The organism is Achromobacter aloeverae (genome assembly GCF_004121055.1).
Taxonomy (GTDB): domain Bacteria; phylum Pseudomonadota; class Gammaproteobacteria; order Burkholderiales; family Burkholderiaceae_B; genus Bordetella_C; species Bordetella_C aloeverae.
This window is the reverse complement of sequence record NZ_PYAL01000001.1, coordinates 780,679-795,162: the sequence shown is the minus strand read 5'-3', so window position 1 is coordinate 795,162 and position 14,484 is coordinate 780,679. Positions and strand designations below refer to the sequence as shown.

The 14,484-nt window shown below is 67.6% G+C and carries 14 protein-coding genes; 5 read left to right on the top strand and 9 right to left on the bottom strand.

The annotated features are described in order from the left end of the window. Positions 1-849, bottom strand: coding sequence for an undecaprenyl-diphosphate phosphatase (locus C7R54_RS03485; protein WP_204524295.1), 849 nt, complete (start codon positions 847-849; stop codon positions 1-3). 154 nt (positions 850-1,003) lie between these two features. Here C7R54_RS03485 and C7R54_RS03480 point away from each other — a divergent pair, with 154 nt between their 5' ends. From C7R54_RS03480 to C7R54_RS03470, 3 genes are all read left to right on the top strand, one after another. Further along, the gene (locus C7R54_RS03480; protein WP_129148776.1) at positions 1,004-1,993 is read left to right on the top strand and encodes a LysR substrate-binding domain-containing protein; all 990 of its coding nucleotides are present in this window, start codon (positions 1,004-1,006) and stop codon (positions 1,991-1,993) included. 117 nt (positions 1,994-2,110) lie between these two features. Next, a complete protein-coding gene (locus C7R54_RS03475; RefSeq protein ID WP_158021140.1) occupies positions 2,111-3,088 on the top strand; it encodes a Bug family tripartite tricarboxylate transporter substrate binding protein in 978 nt (325 codons plus the stop codon). Between the two features lie 57 nt (positions 3,089-3,145). Continuing rightward, positions 3,146-4,264 (top strand): mandelate racemase/muconate lactonizing enzyme family protein, encoded by a 1,119-nt coding sequence (locus C7R54_RS03470; RefSeq protein WP_129148774.1) that lies wholly within the window; start codon positions 3,146-3,148, stop codon positions 4,262-4,264. Positions 4,265-4,339: 75 nt separating this feature from the next. Here the strand turns inward: C7R54_RS03470 and C7R54_RS03465 are convergent, their stop codons facing one another. Continuing rightward, entirely contained in the window at positions 4,340-5,479 is a 1,140-nt protein-coding gene (locus tag C7R54_RS03465) for a mandelate racemase/muconate lactonizing enzyme family protein (RefSeq protein ID WP_129148773.1), read from the bottom strand. Between the two features lie 79 nt (positions 5,480-5,558). Beyond that, positions 5,559-6,530 carry a Bug family tripartite tricarboxylate transporter substrate binding protein gene (locus C7R54_RS03460; protein WP_129148772.1) on the bottom strand — a complete coding sequence of 324 codons (972 nt, stop codon included), beginning with the start codon at positions 6,528-6,530 and terminating at the stop codon, positions 5,559-5,561. Between the two features lie 171 nt (positions 6,531-6,701). On the opposite strand from C7R54_RS03460, the gene C7R54_RS03455 reads away from it, so the two are divergent. Next, positions 6,702-7,610, top strand: coding sequence for a LysR family transcriptional regulator (locus tag C7R54_RS03455; protein WP_129148771.1), 909 nt, complete (start codon positions 6,702-6,704; stop codon positions 7,608-7,610). Positions 7,611-7,638: 28 nt separating this feature from the next. Here the strand turns inward: C7R54_RS03455 and C7R54_RS03450 are convergent, their stop codons facing one another. From C7R54_RS03450 to C7R54_RS03435, 4 genes are all read right to left on the bottom strand, one after another. Next, positions 7,639-8,619, bottom strand: coding sequence for a tripartite tricarboxylate transporter substrate binding protein (locus C7R54_RS03450; RefSeq protein WP_240039355.1), 981 nt, complete (start codon positions 8,617-8,619; stop codon positions 7,639-7,641). 134 nt (positions 8,620-8,753) lie between these two features. Further along, positions 8,754-9,476 (bottom strand): 3-oxoacid CoA-transferase subunit B, encoded by a 723-nt coding sequence (locus C7R54_RS03445; RefSeq protein ID WP_129148770.1) that lies wholly within the window; start codon positions 9,474-9,476, stop codon positions 8,754-8,756. A gap of 15 nt (positions 9,477-9,491) precedes the next feature. Next, the gene (locus tag C7R54_RS03440; RefSeq protein WP_129148769.1) at positions 9,492-10,187 is read right to left on the bottom strand and encodes a 3-oxoacid CoA-transferase subunit A; all 696 of its coding nucleotides are present in this window, start codon (positions 10,185-10,187) and stop codon (positions 9,492-9,494) included. Positions 10,188-10,189: 2 nt separating this feature from the next. Further along, positions 10,190-11,158, bottom strand: a complete 969-nt coding sequence (locus C7R54_RS03435) for a Bug family tripartite tricarboxylate transporter substrate binding protein (RefSeq protein ID WP_129148768.1) — start codon at positions 11,156-11,158, stop codon at positions 10,190-10,192. A 237-nt stretch (positions 11,159-11,395) separates the two neighbouring features. On the opposite strand from C7R54_RS03435, the gene C7R54_RS03430 reads away from it, so the two are divergent. Continuing rightward, positions 11,396-11,833 (top strand): PaaI family thioesterase, encoded by a 438-nt coding sequence (locus C7R54_RS03430; protein ID WP_129148767.1) that lies wholly within the window; start codon positions 11,396-11,398, stop codon positions 11,831-11,833. Positions 11,834-11,876: 43 nt separating this feature from the next. Here C7R54_RS03430 and C7R54_RS03425 read toward each other — a convergent pair whose 3' ends face one another. Then, a complete protein-coding gene (locus C7R54_RS03425) occupies positions 11,877-13,241 on the bottom strand; it encodes an MmgE/PrpD family protein (RefSeq protein WP_129148766.1) in 1,365 nt (454 codons plus the stop codon). 2 nt (positions 13,242-13,243) lie between these two features. Then, positions 13,244-14,404, bottom strand: coding sequence for an acyl-CoA dehydrogenase family protein (locus tag C7R54_RS03420; protein WP_129148765.1), 1,161 nt, complete (start codon positions 14,402-14,404; stop codon positions 13,244-13,246). Between the last annotated feature and the right edge of the window lie 80 nt (positions 14,405-14,484).

Here is a 14,484-nt window from a genome sequence, read left to right as displayed (position 1 = left end):
CTAGCCCACCGCCAGCACCACGCAGGCCGCCACCAGGCAGTAGATGCCGAAGAAGTGCCAGCGGCCTTGCTCCAGCCATTTCGACAGCCAGCGCAGCGCCAGCAGGCCGGCCAGGAAGCTGAACACCATGCCCAGCAGGCTGGGGCCGAGCAGCTGCGCGTAGTTGACGGCCTGGCCTCCGCCCGCCGCATTGGCGTGCGCGGCCTGGTACAGGCGCCAGGCTTCCTTCACGATGACCGGCGGCGTCAGCACCACGGCAAGGGCGAAGCTGAATTCCTCCGCGCGGCGGCGCGAGACGCCCAGGGCCAGGCCGGTGGAGATCGTCGCGCCCGAGCGCGAGAAGCCGCGAAAGGGCAGGCACAGGCCCTGCACGGCGCCGATGATGACGCCGTGGCGCAGGGTGAGGTCGCCTTCGCGTACGGGGATGCGTGCCGCCACGATGATGAGGACGCCCGCCGCGGCCAGCGCCGCCGCCATCAGGGTGGCATTGCCGAACAGGTGCTCGATCTCGAAGCTGGAGGCGTGCCCGAAGACCAGCCGCTTGATGGCGAACAGCAGCGCCAGTCCCACCACGCCGGTCGCCGCGGTGGCTGCCACGATGCGTAGCGCATTGGTGCGGAAGGCGGACCAGGAAGAGAAGTACGTGGCCACCCAGGCCTTCCAGAAGTAGACGATGGCCGCGAACATGGTGCCGGTGTGCAGCATGACCAGCAGCATGGTCATCTCGGGCGTGGTGGGGTCCAGCCCCATCAGCTTTTCGGCCAGGATCACATGCGCCGAACTGGAAACCGGCAGCAGCTCGGCGGCGCCTTGGACGACGGCCAGTATCAAAATCTGTAGAAAGTGCAAATCCATGTGGGAGATCTTCCTTGCCTGGGCGACGCGGAGGGGGGGCGCGTTCCCGCGGGAGTTTACGTCATGCGCTGTCGAGAAAATGTGAAGCGGATTTCCAGGCGATGCGTCACACTTGCCATCGTGCCCCGACCTTGGAGATCGACAGGCCATGCCCCCACGCCAACCCGCCCGTATTGACGCCGGCGGCGCCCGTCGACCGCTGTTGTCGCCCGCGCTGGCGGCCAGGCTGAAGCTGCGTCATCTTTCATGCTTCCTGGAAGTCGTCGAGGGCGGCAGTCTGGGGGCCGCCGCGGCCAGGCTGCATGTTACCGAGTCCGCGGTTTCCAAGACCATCGGCGAATTGGAGGAGATCCTCGGGGCGCAACTGTTCGAACGCCTGCGCACTGGCATGCGCCCGACCGCCGTGGGCGCGGCGTTCGGGCAGCGGGCCCGCGAGATCCTGCAAGGGCTGCAAGCCGCGGCGGACCAGGCCGGCAACTGCGGCAACCGGCGCCAGGCCACGCTGCGGATGGGCGCCATGCCCATTGCCTCGGCGATCTACCTGCCCACGGTGTTGCAGCATTTCGTGGAGCATTTCCCTCGCTGCCTGGTGGAAGTCATCGTCGGCCCCAAGGATACGCTGCTGGAGGACCTGCGCCAGGGCAAGGTCGACGTGATCGTCGGCCGCCTGCCGCCCTCCGAGGATATGGCCGGCCTGTCGTTCGAACAGATCATGCTGGACCAGTATGTATTCGCCGTCGCCAGGAACCACCCGCTGGCGCGACGCAAGCGCCTTGGCATGCGGGACCTGATGGCCCACACGTTGATCACCCCGCCCAAGCAGACGGTGGTGTGGGACGAAGTGCGCCGGCTATTCCTGGCCAACGGCATCGGCGAGCCGCCGCGTGTCATCGAGATCCTGGATCTGAACTTTGCCCGCGCGTTCACGCTGCGCCACAAGGCGGTGTGGATCGCGTCGCACAGCTTCCTGCTCGCGCAGGACCTGGTCGGGCCCCTGCATATCCTGCCCCTGGATACCGCCATGCTGGAGGCGCCGATCGGCCTGATACGGCGCGCCGAGGCCGGCCGTGACGATACCCAGGCCCTGCTCGCTGAACTGGTGCGCCGCCATCGCGGCGCGCGGCCCGGCCAGGGTTGAGCATTTGCTCAACTCCGGGGCCGACAATTCGATATGCGCCGCACGTCCGTGCCCGCTACAGTGCGGGCAAGCGGTCGACCATGCATCGTCCGCGACCCACCATGTCGAGGAGGCTCCATGTTCATCCGCCTGCGCAATCTTGCCGCGGTCGCATCCTTGTTCGCGGCAATGCTGGCGTGCGGACCGGCTGGTGCCGCCTATCCCGACAAGCCGGTGCGCCTGATCGTTCCGTTCGCGCCCGGACAGGCTTCGGACCTGGTTGCACGGGTGCTTGCGGAAAAACTGAACAAGACGACCGGCGGCACGTTCGTGGTCGAGAACCGTCCCGGCGCCGGTGGAACACTGGGCGTCGCCATGACAGCCAAGGCCGCGCCGGACGGCTACACGCTGGTCGTAGCGACCATCGGCCCCCTGTCGCAGGCGCCTTACCTGTATCCGCGCCTGGCGTACTCGCCCATCAAGGACCTTGCGCCGATCACCGACATAGCACTGACCCCGACGGTGCTGGTGGCCAATCCCGCAGCCGGCTACCGTTCCATGCAGGACCTGATCGCCAAGGCGAAGGCGGCGCCCGGCACGATCAACTTCGCGTCGGCCGGGTCCGGATCGAACCAGCACATCACGATGGAGTTGTTCAAGTCGCGCGCCGGCATCGATCTCGTGCATATTCCCTACAAAGGGGGCGCGGAATCCGCCTCGGCCCTGCTCGCCGGCACCGTTAGCGTGATGTTTGATGCGATTCCTGCCGTGGTGGCCAACGTCAATTCCGGCAAGTACACCGCGCTGGCCATCTCGTCCGCGCAAAGGTCGCCGCTGTTGCCGGACGTGCCGACGGTGGCGGAGTCCGGCTTGCCTGGCTTCGACGCCGTGGGCTGGATGGGGCTGGCCGCGCCAGCCGGCACGCCGGTCCCGGTGCTCGACTATCTCAACGAAAAAGTGGTCGCCGCGCTCGCGGACCCGGAGGTCAGCGCACAGCTCAAGGCGATGGCCTTCACGCCGGACGGCATGTCGCGCGCCATGTTCACCGACATGATCCGGCGCGAGAATGAAAAGTGGCGCAAGGTGATCCACGACGCCGGCATCCACCTGCAATAGATCGCGATCGCTGCATCCCCTGTTTCTACCGTCATCTTCATTCGGAAAATCGCCGCCATGCCGAACACCATCGAACGCATAGAGCTTGCCCGCGTTTCGGTCCCCTTTGAAATCGACGGTCCGCGCAACGGCTTGAGGCCCGGCCTGGCACCCTGGACGCGGATGGAAGCGTTGATCGTTCGCGTCCACTTCCGCGACGGGGCGTGCGGCTGGGGGGAGGCCTTCGGTCATTTCTCCAATGCGGGCACCGCGGCGATCCTTGAAAACCTCGTCGCGCCCTGGTTCATCGGCAAGGACGGCAGCGCGATCGCCACCGTGATGGACCAGGCGGAGCGCGCGTTCTATGGCTTCGGCCGCAACGGCCCGGTGCGCTACGCCTTGTCGGCCATCGATATCGCCCTGTGGGATGTCGCCGCGCAGCGGGCCGGCCTGCCGCTGTACCGCCTGCTGGGCGGCAACCGGCAGGAGATCCAGCGCTACGCCAGCTTCGCGCGCTACGGCGGCGATACCGATGTCGTTGCAGCCAATACGGCGAAGGCGGCCGAGGCGGGCTTCGCCATGATCAAGTTGCACGAATCCACCTTGCCGGCCTTCCTGGCCGCGCGCGCGGCGGCCGGCGACCGGGCCAGGGTGGCGCTGGACGTGAACTGCCCTTGGACAGTGGAAGAGGCGCGCACGATGGCGCGCCGGATCGCCGCCGAGGATTTCGAGTGGCTGGAGGAACCGGTCTGGCCGCCCGAGGACTACGACGGCATGGCGCGCCTGCGGCAGGAAGGGGTGCCGATCGCGGCCGGCGAGAATGTGACGACGCTGCACGACTTCAAGCGGCTGTTCGAAGCGCGCGCCGTCGATGTGGTGCAGCCCAGCGTCATCAAGGCCGGCGGCATCACCGCCATGCGCAAGGTCTATGCGCTGGCCGAGAGCTACACCGTGCGGGTGGCGCCGCACTGCTATTTCTGGGGACCAGGGTACCTGGCCACGGCCCATCTGATCGCCGCCGATCCGCGGTCGATGCTGCTTGAGACGCCCTATATCACCTTGCAGGCGCCGGCAGTGAATCCGGCCTTCGATGCGCGCAGCGGCAAGATGACCTTGCCGAGCGTCCCGGGTTTGGGTTTCGTCCCCGACGAGGCAGCGTTGGCGCGGCACACCGTGTGGTCGGCGGTGGTGGCCTAGGCGGCCGGCCGGCCCCGGCAGCAGGCGCGACCCGCGGCATGCGGTGCTTGCCGCCGCGCCGCGCCAAGCACCGCATCAGGATCCGCGGGCCGCGACGGCATGGTGGCGCAAGTAGGCTCCCATGGCCCGTTCGTCCGGGTCCACGCCTATGCCGGGCCTGGGCGGGGGGATGAGGCAGCCTTGCTCCGGCGTGACGAAGGCGCCGCTGAGGATCCGTAGCGGATTGGGGTTGGCGTCCATTTCGAGTATGCCGTCGCCGCCGGCGGCGCACAGCACGTGGGCAGCCAGCGCCAGTCCGACATTGGTGCCGAACGCATGCGGGCAGTAGCGCAGACCGCGATCCAATACCTCCTTCGCCAAGGGCAGTACGCGGCTGACGCCTCCCCATTTGCCCAGGTCGGGCTGGATGACGTCCAGCCATTCGTAGGCGGCACGGAATGCGGCCAGACCCAGCAGGTTTTCGCCGCCCGCGAAAGGGTGGGCCGAGGCGGCGCGCAGTGCGCGCCATTCCGTCGGGCTGCGCTCGCAGCCGATGGGTTCTTCCGTCCATTGCAGCGGCAGGGAACGAATCCGCGCGAGCGCCCGATGCGCCTGATCGGGATTCCACCCGCAGTTCGCATCGATCATGGCGATTTCATCGCCGGCCAGCATGGCGACGGTCCGTTGCAGGTCGTCCAGGGCGCTATCTTCCGGGAAGCCCGCCTTGAACTTGAAGGCGCCAAAGCCCTGGGCGCGCAACTGGTCGAGCTGCGCGCGCGAGAGGCTGGGGGAGACGCCGCTGGCATAGGCACGTAAGGGGCGCGCTGCGCCGCCCAGCAACTCGTATAGCGGGACGCCTTGCACACGGGCCGCGAGATCCCACAGGGCGCAATCCAGTCCCGCCAGCACCTGGGCGATGGGACCGGGCTCGCCGGCCAGCCGCAGCATGGGCAGCAGGGCGGTTTCCCATTCTTCCTGGAGCGCGGGAATGTCCACGAGCGCGCGTCCCAGCGCCATGGGGCCGACCAGTTGTTCGATCATGGCGGCGCGATGGTAGGCGCCGAAGGCCGGGTAGCCGCTCCATATCTCACCCCAGCCATGATGGCCGAATTGATCCTGTACTTTCAGCAGCACGGCCGTGCGCTGCGTGAATGTGCCGAAGGAGGCCCGTACGGCGGCGGGCTTGTCATCCTGCAGGACGTAGGCGTCGATACGGGCGATGTGCGAGACAGTCATGATGTGATGCGATGGGAGGGCGGGACTTGGGGGCAGGCCGCGATAGCGGGACAACGAGGCGGCGCGACGGATCGGCGGGTCAGTGATTGGTCAAGCCGGGAGAACGGGCAACGACCTCGGCCCAGAGGCGGGACTGTGCCTGCCACTCTTCCTGGAATGCCCCGCTGGATCCCCCGCCGGGCGCCAGGCCGGCTCCCAGCAGCACCTTGCGCACACCCGGTTCCCCCAGCGCCTGGTTCATGGCCGCGTTCAACTTCTCGATGCGGTCCCGGGGAACCTGCGTTCTTGCGAAGACACCGCCCCAGGACGAGATTTCCATGCCGGGGATGCCGGCCTGCGCCATGGTGGGAATATCCGGATAGGCGGGATTGCGCTCGCGTCCCGTCGTCGCCAGGCGGCGCACCTTGCCCGACGAGACGAAGGGCTCCGTCACCGCCTGGGTTTCTATCAGCATGTCCGCGTTGCCCGCGGCCACGCCTAGCGCCGCGGCGGGGCTGCCGTTGAAGGGAACCTGGTAGATGTCCGTGCCGGTCCGATCCTTCAGGACTTCGGTGGCCAGTTGCGCGGCACTGCCGGGACCGCTGTTGGCGGCGACCAAGGCGCCTGGCTTCTGCCTGGCCCTGGCGACAAGGGCCGCCATGGATTCGATGCCGCTGTCGCTGCGCACGATCAGGAAGAAATCCGTCGAATAGATTTTTCCGACTGCCGCCAAGTCCCTGAGGACGTTGACAGCCTGGTTAGGATAGATGTGCGGGTTGATCGCCATGGTGCTGCCGGCGGCGACCAGGATGGTGTAGCCGTCGGCGGGATTCTTCAGCACCTCCTGGGCGGCGATCTGCCCGTTCGCGCCAGGCCGGTTTTCCACCACGACGGGCTGGCCCAGGACCCGCGCCATGGATTGCGCAATGGCCCGCGTGCCCGTGTCGGGCGTCGATCCGGCCGGAGAGGAGACGACGATGGTGATGGGGTGATCGGGGTAGGCCGAGCCGGCCGCCGAGGCGGCGGCAGGCAGCATGGCAAGGCAGGCGAGGAAGAGGGGCAGGCGGCGCATGGCGTTGTCTCCTTGCGGGTGTCGCGGCGGTGATGCCGCGCATCCGCTTCGTTGGTTTCGGGACGATGGTAGGCAGATCGGCGCGGATGGTCTAATACCAAAATCGTCCTGGGCGATACGCTGCCGGTTTCACACAGGTAGCCGCTCGCCGGATATCACTGGCGGGATTTCATGACGACGCGTGCATCGAGCCTGGACTTGCGCATGGTCCACCAATTCCTCACCGTGGCGCATACGCTCAGTTTCCGCAAGGCGGCCGAACAGATGCATATGGCCCAGCCGCCCTTGAGCCAGGCGATCAAGCGCCTGGAAAGCTTGCTGGAAGCGCGGCTGTTCGAGCGGTCGGCGCGTGGCGTCCGCCTGACGCCGGCCGGCGAGGTATTCAGGGACGAGGCGACACGGCTGTTGCGCCAGGCCGAACGCGCCGTGGACAGGACCCGGCGCGCCGACCGCGGCGAACTCGGCAGCGTGCACGTCGGCTTCATCGGTCCTGCCATGTTCGCCCTGCTGCCCCGGCTTATCCGGACGTTTCGCGAGCGATTTCCCGGCGTGGACGTGACGCTGCACGAAGGCAGTTCGATGCAGGTGGCGGCCATGCTGCTCGATGGCACCGTGGACGTTGGCTTCCTGGTGCCGCCGACGGACCTGGATGACGACATCGCTGTCGATACCCTGGTGACGGATGTATTGGCCGTGGTCCTGCCGGCCGGCCACAGGCTAGGCGGCGAGGCGGCGGTCCGCCTGGCGTCGCTGGCGGACGAATCGTTCGTCATGTTCTCCGCGCAAGGCGTGCCGACGCTGTCGTCCCGCGTCGCCGCGCTTTGCCGCCAGGCCGGGTTCGAGCCGCGCATCGCGCAGGAGGCGGTGCAGATCTCCACGGTGATGGGACTGGTTGCCGGCGGTGTCGGCATATCCCTGCTGCCCGGCGCCGTGTCGACCTTGATTCCCGCCGGCGTGGTTTGCCGCCCCATCCTGGCGGATCCGAGCCTGCTGGAAGTGAGGATATGCGTGGCGTACCGCCCCGATGGCCTGAACGAAGCAGCCCGGCAATTCCTGGGCATTGCCCGGGATCGGGCATAGCCAGGAATTGGACGCCCGCCCCTCGGGGCTAGTCGTTCAGCTTCACGCCCGAGGCCTTGACGGCGGCGCCCCAGCGGGCGGTTTCCTCGTCGATGTACTTGCCGAACTCTTCCGGGGTCGAGCCGACCGGCTCGTAGCCATAGGCGGCGAGTTGCTTGTTCAGGTCGGGGTCCTTGAGCGCCTCGGCGATATCCCGGCTCAGCTTGTTGACGATGTCGGCCGGCGTGCCGGCCGGCGCCAGGATGCCGTACCAGCCGTTGACGACGAAGCCCGGGACGGCGGACTCGGCGACGGTGGGGACGTTGGGCAGCAGGGGCGAACGCTTCGCGCCCGTGACGGCGAGGGCCTTCAGCTTGCCGGACTGCACCTGGGGATACGAGGTGGAGAAGCTGTCGAACATCAGGGAAACTTCGCCGCCCAGCAGGGCCACCACGGCCGGACCGCTGCCCTTGTAGGGCACGTGCAGCATATTGATGCCCGTGGCGGCCCTGAACATTTCGCCGGCCAGGTGGCTGGTGTTGCCCGGACCCGCCGACGCGAAAGTCAGTTCGCCGGGATGCTTCTTGGCATAGGCCACCAGCTCCGACATATTGTTGGCGGGCGTGGACAGCGGCGCCGACACCAGCATGGGCAGGGTGGCCGTCAGGGAGACCGGCGCGAAGTCCTTGCGCGAGTCGTAGGGCAGCTTGGCGTATAGGGACGGATTGATGGCGTGCGCCGCGAGCACCATGATCAGCGTGTAGCCGTCGGGCTTGGACCGCGCCAGTTGCGACGTGGCGATGGTGCCGCCCGCGCCGGCCTTGTATTCCAGCACCAGCGGCTGGCCCCAGCGCTTCTGCAGCAACGCCGACAGCGGCCGCGCCAGCATGTCGGTGCTGCCGCCGGGCGGGTAGGGGATCAGCAACGTGACCGGCTTGTCGGGATAGCCCGCGGCGTGGGCGGGCAGCGCGGCGGTTGCCGTCGCGGCCAGGCATAGGGCCATTACGGCGCGGCGCATGTAGGAACGCATGGGTGATACTCCTGTCGGCTTGTCGTTATCGTTGTCGTAGGGATGACCGGCATAGCGCCGGTCGCGTTCGAAGTCGAGGCCTTTGGGTCTCTTGGTCTGTTGGCCTGTTGACCTGTTGGCCTCTTTGTCGCGGCTCAGGCCTCGTGGTAGCGGGCCCAGCCGCTTTCGTCGATGCGGATGGCCAGCGGCGCCCGCGGCGTATGCAGCGTCGCCTCGGTCAGCGCCTGCAAGGCGTCCAGCGTCATGCCCGCCACCAGCGCGTGCACCTCGAACCCTTGCGGACCGACGTCCAGCACCGCCAGGTCGGTATAGACGCGGTCGACCGCGGCGGCGGCCGTCAAGGGATAGGAGCAGCGCCGCAGCAGCTTGGGCGTACCGTCGCGCGCCACGTGCTCCATGGTCACGTACACCTTGCGCGCGCCGACCGCCAGGTCCATGGCGCCGCCCACGGCCGGGATGGTGTCTTCCGCGTTGGTGATCCAGTTCGCGAGGTCGCCGTTCTCGGCGACCTGGAAGCCGCCCAGCACGGTGTAGTCCAGGTGGCCGCCGCGCATCATGGCGAAGGACACCGTGTGCTCGGAAATCGAGGCGCCAGGCAGCAGGGTGACCTGCTGGCGGCTGGCGTTGATGAGGTCGGGATCCCCTTGGCCCTCGGCGGCCAGGCCGCCCATGCCCAGGATGCCGTTCTCGCTGTGCATGATGATTTCGCGATCGCTGGACAGGTAGTCGGACACCAGCGTGGGGATGCCGATGCCCAGGTTGGCGATCGAACCATCGGGAATGTCGTGCGCGACGAGCTGGGCGATCTGCTGGCGCGTCAGGCGGGGGCGGGTCTCTGCTTGCATAGTCGTGTTCATGCGTGTGCCTGCGGGTTAGGCCGTGGCTGCCGACGTGGCCGGGTCCTTGGCATGGAGGGGAACCACGGTCTTGACGAAAATGCCGGGGGTCATGACGTGTTCCGGAGGCAATTCGCCCAGCGCCACCACCTGGTCGACCTGGGCAATGGCATGGCGGGCCGCCATGCACATCACGGGCGCAAAGTTGCGCGCCGCCCAGCGGTAGGTGAGGTTGCCCCAGCGGTCGCCCCGATGGGCCTTGATCAGCGCGAAATCGCCGAACAGCGGCTGTTCCAGCACATAGCCCACGCCGTCGACGACGCGCGTTTCCTTGCCGTCCGCCAGGCGCGTGCCATAGCCCGTGGGCGTGAAGAAGGCGCCCAGGCCCGCGCCCGCGGCGCGCAAGCGCTCCGCCAGCGTCCCCTGCGGGACGACTTCCAGTTCGACCTGGCCGGCGCGGTAGGCGGCGGCGAAGGTTTCGGAGTTGGGCGGACGAGGGTGCGAGCAGATGACCTTGCGCACCAGCTTGGCCACGATCAGCGCGGCGATGCCGATCTCGTACGTTCCGGCATTGTTGCTGATGATGGTGAGATCGCGGCGTCCGAGGTCGCGCAGGGCGTACAGCAGCTCGAAGGGAACGCCTGCCTCGCCGAATCCGCCCACCAGTATCGATGCGCCGTCCGGGATGATCTGCACCGCCTCCACGATCGAAGGCTGGATCTTGTCAATCACGTTTACTGCTCCTTGTACATGCCGGCGGCCTTGACGGTCTGTTCCCACATCGTTCGCTCATGGTCGATGAAGGCGCCGAATGCCGCGGGCGTATTGCCACCGGGCTCGCCGCCCAGTTCGTGGAATTTCTTGGCGATGTCGGGAGAGGCCAGGCCCTGGCGCGCGGCCTGGTAAAGCTTGTCGATCACCGGCGCGGGCGTGCCGGCCGGCGCCAGCAGGCCGAACCAGGCCGTGACCACCATGTTGTCGATGCCGGCCTCCTTCATGGTGGGAACGTCGGGCAGTTCCGGCGAGCGCTTCTCGCCCGTGACGGCCAGCGCGCGCAGCTTGCCTGCCTTGATGGACGGCATGGAGCTGGGCAGGTTGTCGATCATGAAGGTGAACTGGTTGGCCAGCAGCGCCGCGACGGCGGGGCCCGCGCCCTTGTAGGGCACGTGGGTGGCGTCCACGCCGGTGCGCTCCTTGAAGAGTTCGGCCGACATATGCGGCGATTGCCCGGAACCCGACGAGCCGAAGGATCGCTTGGACGGATCCTGCTTGAGCATGGCCACCAGTTCGGCGGCGGTCTTCACGGGCTGGGCCGCGTTGACCTCCAGCACGTTGGGTACCGAGATCACCAGCGTGATGGGCGCGAAGTCGCTGGGCTTGTAGGGCAGCGTCTTGTACAGGCTGTAGTTGATGGCGTTGGGACCGATGTTGCCCATCACCAGCGTATAGCCGTCGGGCGCGGCGCGCGCAACGGCTTGCGAGCCGATGATGCCGGCCGCGCCGGCGCGATTTTCCACGATGATCGATTGCCCCAATGCGGCGGTCATCTTCTCGGCCAGCAGGCGCGCCGCGATGTCCGTTGTGCCGCCAGGCGCCGCCGGGACGATGATCGTGATGGGATGGTCGGGCCAGGCCGCCTGCGCCAGGTGCGACGCACCCAGCAGCATGATGCCCGCGAGCCAGCGGGCGCGCGTCGATGCCATGTCGGTCTCCTCGTGCCGGCGTGGCGCCGGCTTTTATTGTCGATGTGGCGTGAGTATCCGAGGCGGCCGGCGTGAGCGTCTATTCGTGATTGCGGAATGCGGGCTTCGGTCCGCGAGAAGGCGCGGGTCGGCCGGTGGCGCTAACATAGTCCCGGCGTGAAGAAGAATCCGCGCCCGCCCCGGCCGGACGGCTGAAGGCGATCCGGAACGACAGAAGATTTCAACAACCGAGCAACGATGAGCGACCTTATTCCCGACGGCTATGCGCCGTGGCAGCCCGCCAGCCCCTACATGACCCATCTGAACCAGTTGGGCGCGATCTACTGGCGCGAATCGGACGACGCCTTCGGCGTGCGCGTGACGCAGGCCCACGGCAACAATGTGGGCATCGCCCACGGCGGCTTCCTGGCCACCATCGCGGATTGCGTGCTGGGACACGTGATCGTGCGCCAGCGCGGCGTCGCGGTGGTGACGGTGCAGTTGGGCGTCGAGTATCTCAATGCCGTCAAGGAAGGGGATTGGCTGGAGGCGCGGGTGCGCATCGACAAGCCGGGCAAGCGGCTGGTCCACGCCGCCTGCCAGTTGGAGGTGGCAGGCCGGATGGTGCTCAAGGCCAATGGCGTGTTCGCCGTCATCGGCCCGGCGTCGCCGCCGAGCCAGGCCTTCGACGGCTGAGACGCGGCAGCAGGGACGGGGCGCGCGCACGCCCCGTGGCGTATCAGGACGGCAGCAACTGTCCCGCGCGATCCAGGTCGGCCAGCTTCCACGCCCAGTCGATCAGCGACCGCATTTCGGCCTCCGTGGCCGCGCCGGCGTAGGTGCCCAGGCGCACCGCCTTGTCCTCGATTTCAGGACGCGACAGCGTGTTGCCCGGATCCCCCTTCGGCTCGTCCACGCGGCCATGAAGCTCGCGCCCATCCCTGGTGTAGACCGTGACCTTGCCGATCCAGCGGGCCGGGTAGGCCTGGTCGACCTCCTGGTCGAGCTGCATGGTCACCTTGTCGCGGAATGCCGCGACGTCCCGGTCTTTCAGGCCCAGGTCGAATTCGGTGAGGCCGGCGTAGCCGCGCAGCGCGATCAAGGCCAGCACCGAACCCATGGAGAACTTCGATTGGTGCACGGTGCGCGGATCCACGACCGGCCCCAGCACGTCGATGGCGCCCTGGTGCACATGGGTGACCACACGGTCGATGTCGGCCGCTTCGAGCCGGTGTTCGCGCACCACTTGCAGCAGCGCGTCGGCGGCCGGATGGGTGTGGCGGCACGAGGCATGGTACTTGAACGACGTTTCCGCCAGGGCCCAGCGCTTGCCCAGCCGATCGGTCAGGCGGGCGGGGTCCGCGTCCGTGGACATGCCGGCGGCCATGCCCTGCGGGCCTTCCAGTATGTGCTTCGCGCCGGTGAAGCCGTCCTGTGCCAGGTAGGCCGCCAGGATGCCGTCGGCGGCGGCCTTGGCCGTGTGCAATTGCTTGGAGTCCGCGGCGTCGCGCAGGAATTCCCACAGACCGGCGGCCTGCGTGCCGGCCGAACCGAATGCATCCAGCATTTGTCCCGGATCCAGCTTCAGCAGGCGCCCCACGGCGGCCGCCGCGGCCACCGTGCCGGCCGTGCCCGTGGTGTGGAAGATCTTGTAGTGCGAGCGGCCCAGGAATTCGCCGATGCGGATGCCCACTTCGTAGCCCGCCACGGCGGCGGTCAGTAGTTCGCGTCCCGTCGCGCCGATGGCTTGTCCCACTGCCAGCACGGGCGGGAAAATCACGGCGGCGGGGTGGAACACGGACCCGTTGTGCACGTCGTCCTGCTCGACCATATGCGCGGCGGCGGCGTTGACCATGGCCGCGAACAACGGCGAGGTCTTGCGGCGTGAGACCAGCACTTCGGCGGCGCCGTCGGCCGGTCCCATGGCGCGGGCGACCTTGTCGATCGACAGCACCGGCCGCGAGCGCGCGCCGGCCAGGATGGAGCCCAGCGTGTCCAGCAGCAGGTCTTCGCAGCGGCGCAGCACGGCGGGGGGAATGTCTTCGTAGCGCAGGGAGCTGGCGAAGGCGGCAAGCTCGGCGCTGGGGTGGGATGTCGTCGTCATGATCAGAAGGACCGGGGAAGACCCAGCACGTGTTCGGCCACGTAGGACAGGATCAGGTTGGTCGAAATGGGCGCGACCTGGTACAGGCGCGTTTCGCGGAACTTGCGTTCGACGTCGTATTCGTGCGCGAAGCCGAAGCCGCCGTGGAACTGCAGGCAGGCGTTGGCGGCTTCCCATGAGGCGTCGGCGGCCAGCAGCTTGGCCATGTTGGCCTGGGTGCCGCAGGGCAGGCCCGCGTCGAAGCGGCGCGCGGCTTCATAGCGCATCAGGCTGGCCGCCTCCACGTTGACGAAGGAGCGGGCGATCGGAAATTGCACGCCCTGGTTCTGGCCGATGGGGCGGCCGAACACCACCCGCTCCTTCACGTAGGCGGACACCTTGTCGACGAACCAGTAGCCGTCGCCGATGCACTCGGCGGCGATCAGGGTGCGTTCGGCGTTCAGGCCGTCGAGGATGTACTTGAAGCCCTTGCCTTCCTCGCCGATGAGGTTCTCGGCCGGAATTTCCAGGTTGTCGAAAAAGAGCTCGTTGGTCTCGTGGTTGACCATGTTGGGGATGGGGCGCACTTCCATGCCGTGGCCGATGGCCTGGTGCAGGTCGACGAGGAAAATGGACATGCCCTCGGACTTGCGTTTCACCTGGTCGACGGGCGTGGTGCGCGCCAGCAGGATCATCAGGTCGGAGTGCTGCACACGGGAGATCCACACCTTTTGGCCGTTGACCACGTAACGGTCGCCCTTCCTGACGGCGGTGGTCTTGAGCTTGGTGGTGTCGGTGCCGGTGGTGGGCTCGGTCACGCCCATGGACTGCAGCCGCAGCTCGCCGCTGGCGATGCGCGGCAGGTAGCGCTGCTTCTGCTCGTCCGAGCCATGGCGCAGCAGGGTGCCCATGTTGTACATCTGCCCGTGGCAGGCGCCCGAGTTGCCGCCGGCGCGGTTGATTTCTTCCATGATGACCGAGGCTTCGGTCAGGCCCAGGCCGGACCCGCCGTATTCCTGCGGAATCAGCGCGGCCAGCCAGCCGGCCTTGGTGAGGGCATCGACGAATTCCTCTGGGTAGCCCTGGGCCGCGTCGATCTTGCGGAAATATTCGGCCGGGAACTGGGCGCACAGGTCGCGCACCGCTTCGCGGATGTCTTGGAAGTCTTGGGAGGAGTCGGACATGGGATCGGTCTGAGGAGATGGCAGGTTTTCTTTTACACGTATGGCGCCCGGTCCGGAAGCCGGCCGGGCAGGGCCGGGCC

Excerpts from the sequence above, each read along its gene's own strand:
- C7R54_RS03475 (WP_158021140.1), top strand. The coding sequence starts at position 2,111 with ATGTTCATCCGCCTGCGCAATCTTGCCGCGGTCGCATCCTTGTTCGCG.
- C7R54_RS03480 (WP_129148776.1), top strand. The coding sequence starts at position 1,004 with ATGCCCCCACGCCAACCCGCCCGTATTGACGCCGGCGGCGCCCGTCGA.
- C7R54_RS03465 (WP_129148773.1), bottom strand. The coding sequence starts at position 5,479 with ATGACTGTCTCGCACATCGCCCGTATCGACGCCTACGTCCTGCAGGAT.
- C7R54_RS03445 (WP_129148770.1), bottom strand. The coding sequence starts at position 9,476 with ATGAACACGACTATGCAAGCAGAGACCCGCCCCCGCCTGACGCGCCAG.
- C7R54_RS03470 (WP_129148774.1), top strand. The coding sequence starts at position 3,146 with ATGCCGAACACCATCGAACGCATAGAGCTTGCCCGCGTTTCGGTCCCC.
- C7R54_RS03420 (WP_129148765.1), bottom strand. The coding sequence starts at position 14,404 with ATGTCCGACTCCTCCCAAGACTTCCAAGACATCCGCGAAGCGGTGCGC.
- C7R54_RS03435 (WP_129148768.1), bottom strand. The coding sequence starts at position 11,158 with ATGGCATCGACGCGCGCCCGCTGGCTCGCGGGCATCATGCTGCTGGGT.
- C7R54_RS03425 (WP_129148766.1), bottom strand. The coding sequence starts at position 13,241 with ATGACGACGACATCCCACCCCAGCGCCGAGCTTGCCGCCTTCGCCAGC.
- C7R54_RS03455 (WP_129148771.1), top strand. The coding sequence starts at position 6,702 with ATGACGACGCGTGCATCGAGCCTGGACTTGCGCATGGTCCACCAATTC.
- C7R54_RS03460 (WP_129148772.1), bottom strand. The coding sequence starts at position 6,530 with ATGCGCCGCCTGCCCCTCTTCCTCGCCTGCCTTGCCATGCTGCCTGCC.
- C7R54_RS03430 (WP_129148767.1), top strand. The coding sequence starts at position 11,396 with ATGAGCGACCTTATTCCCGACGGCTATGCGCCGTGGCAGCCCGCCAGC.
- C7R54_RS03450 (WP_240039355.1), bottom strand. The coding sequence starts at position 8,619 with ATGCGTTCCTACATGCGCCGCGCCGTAATGGCCCTATGCCTGGCCGCG.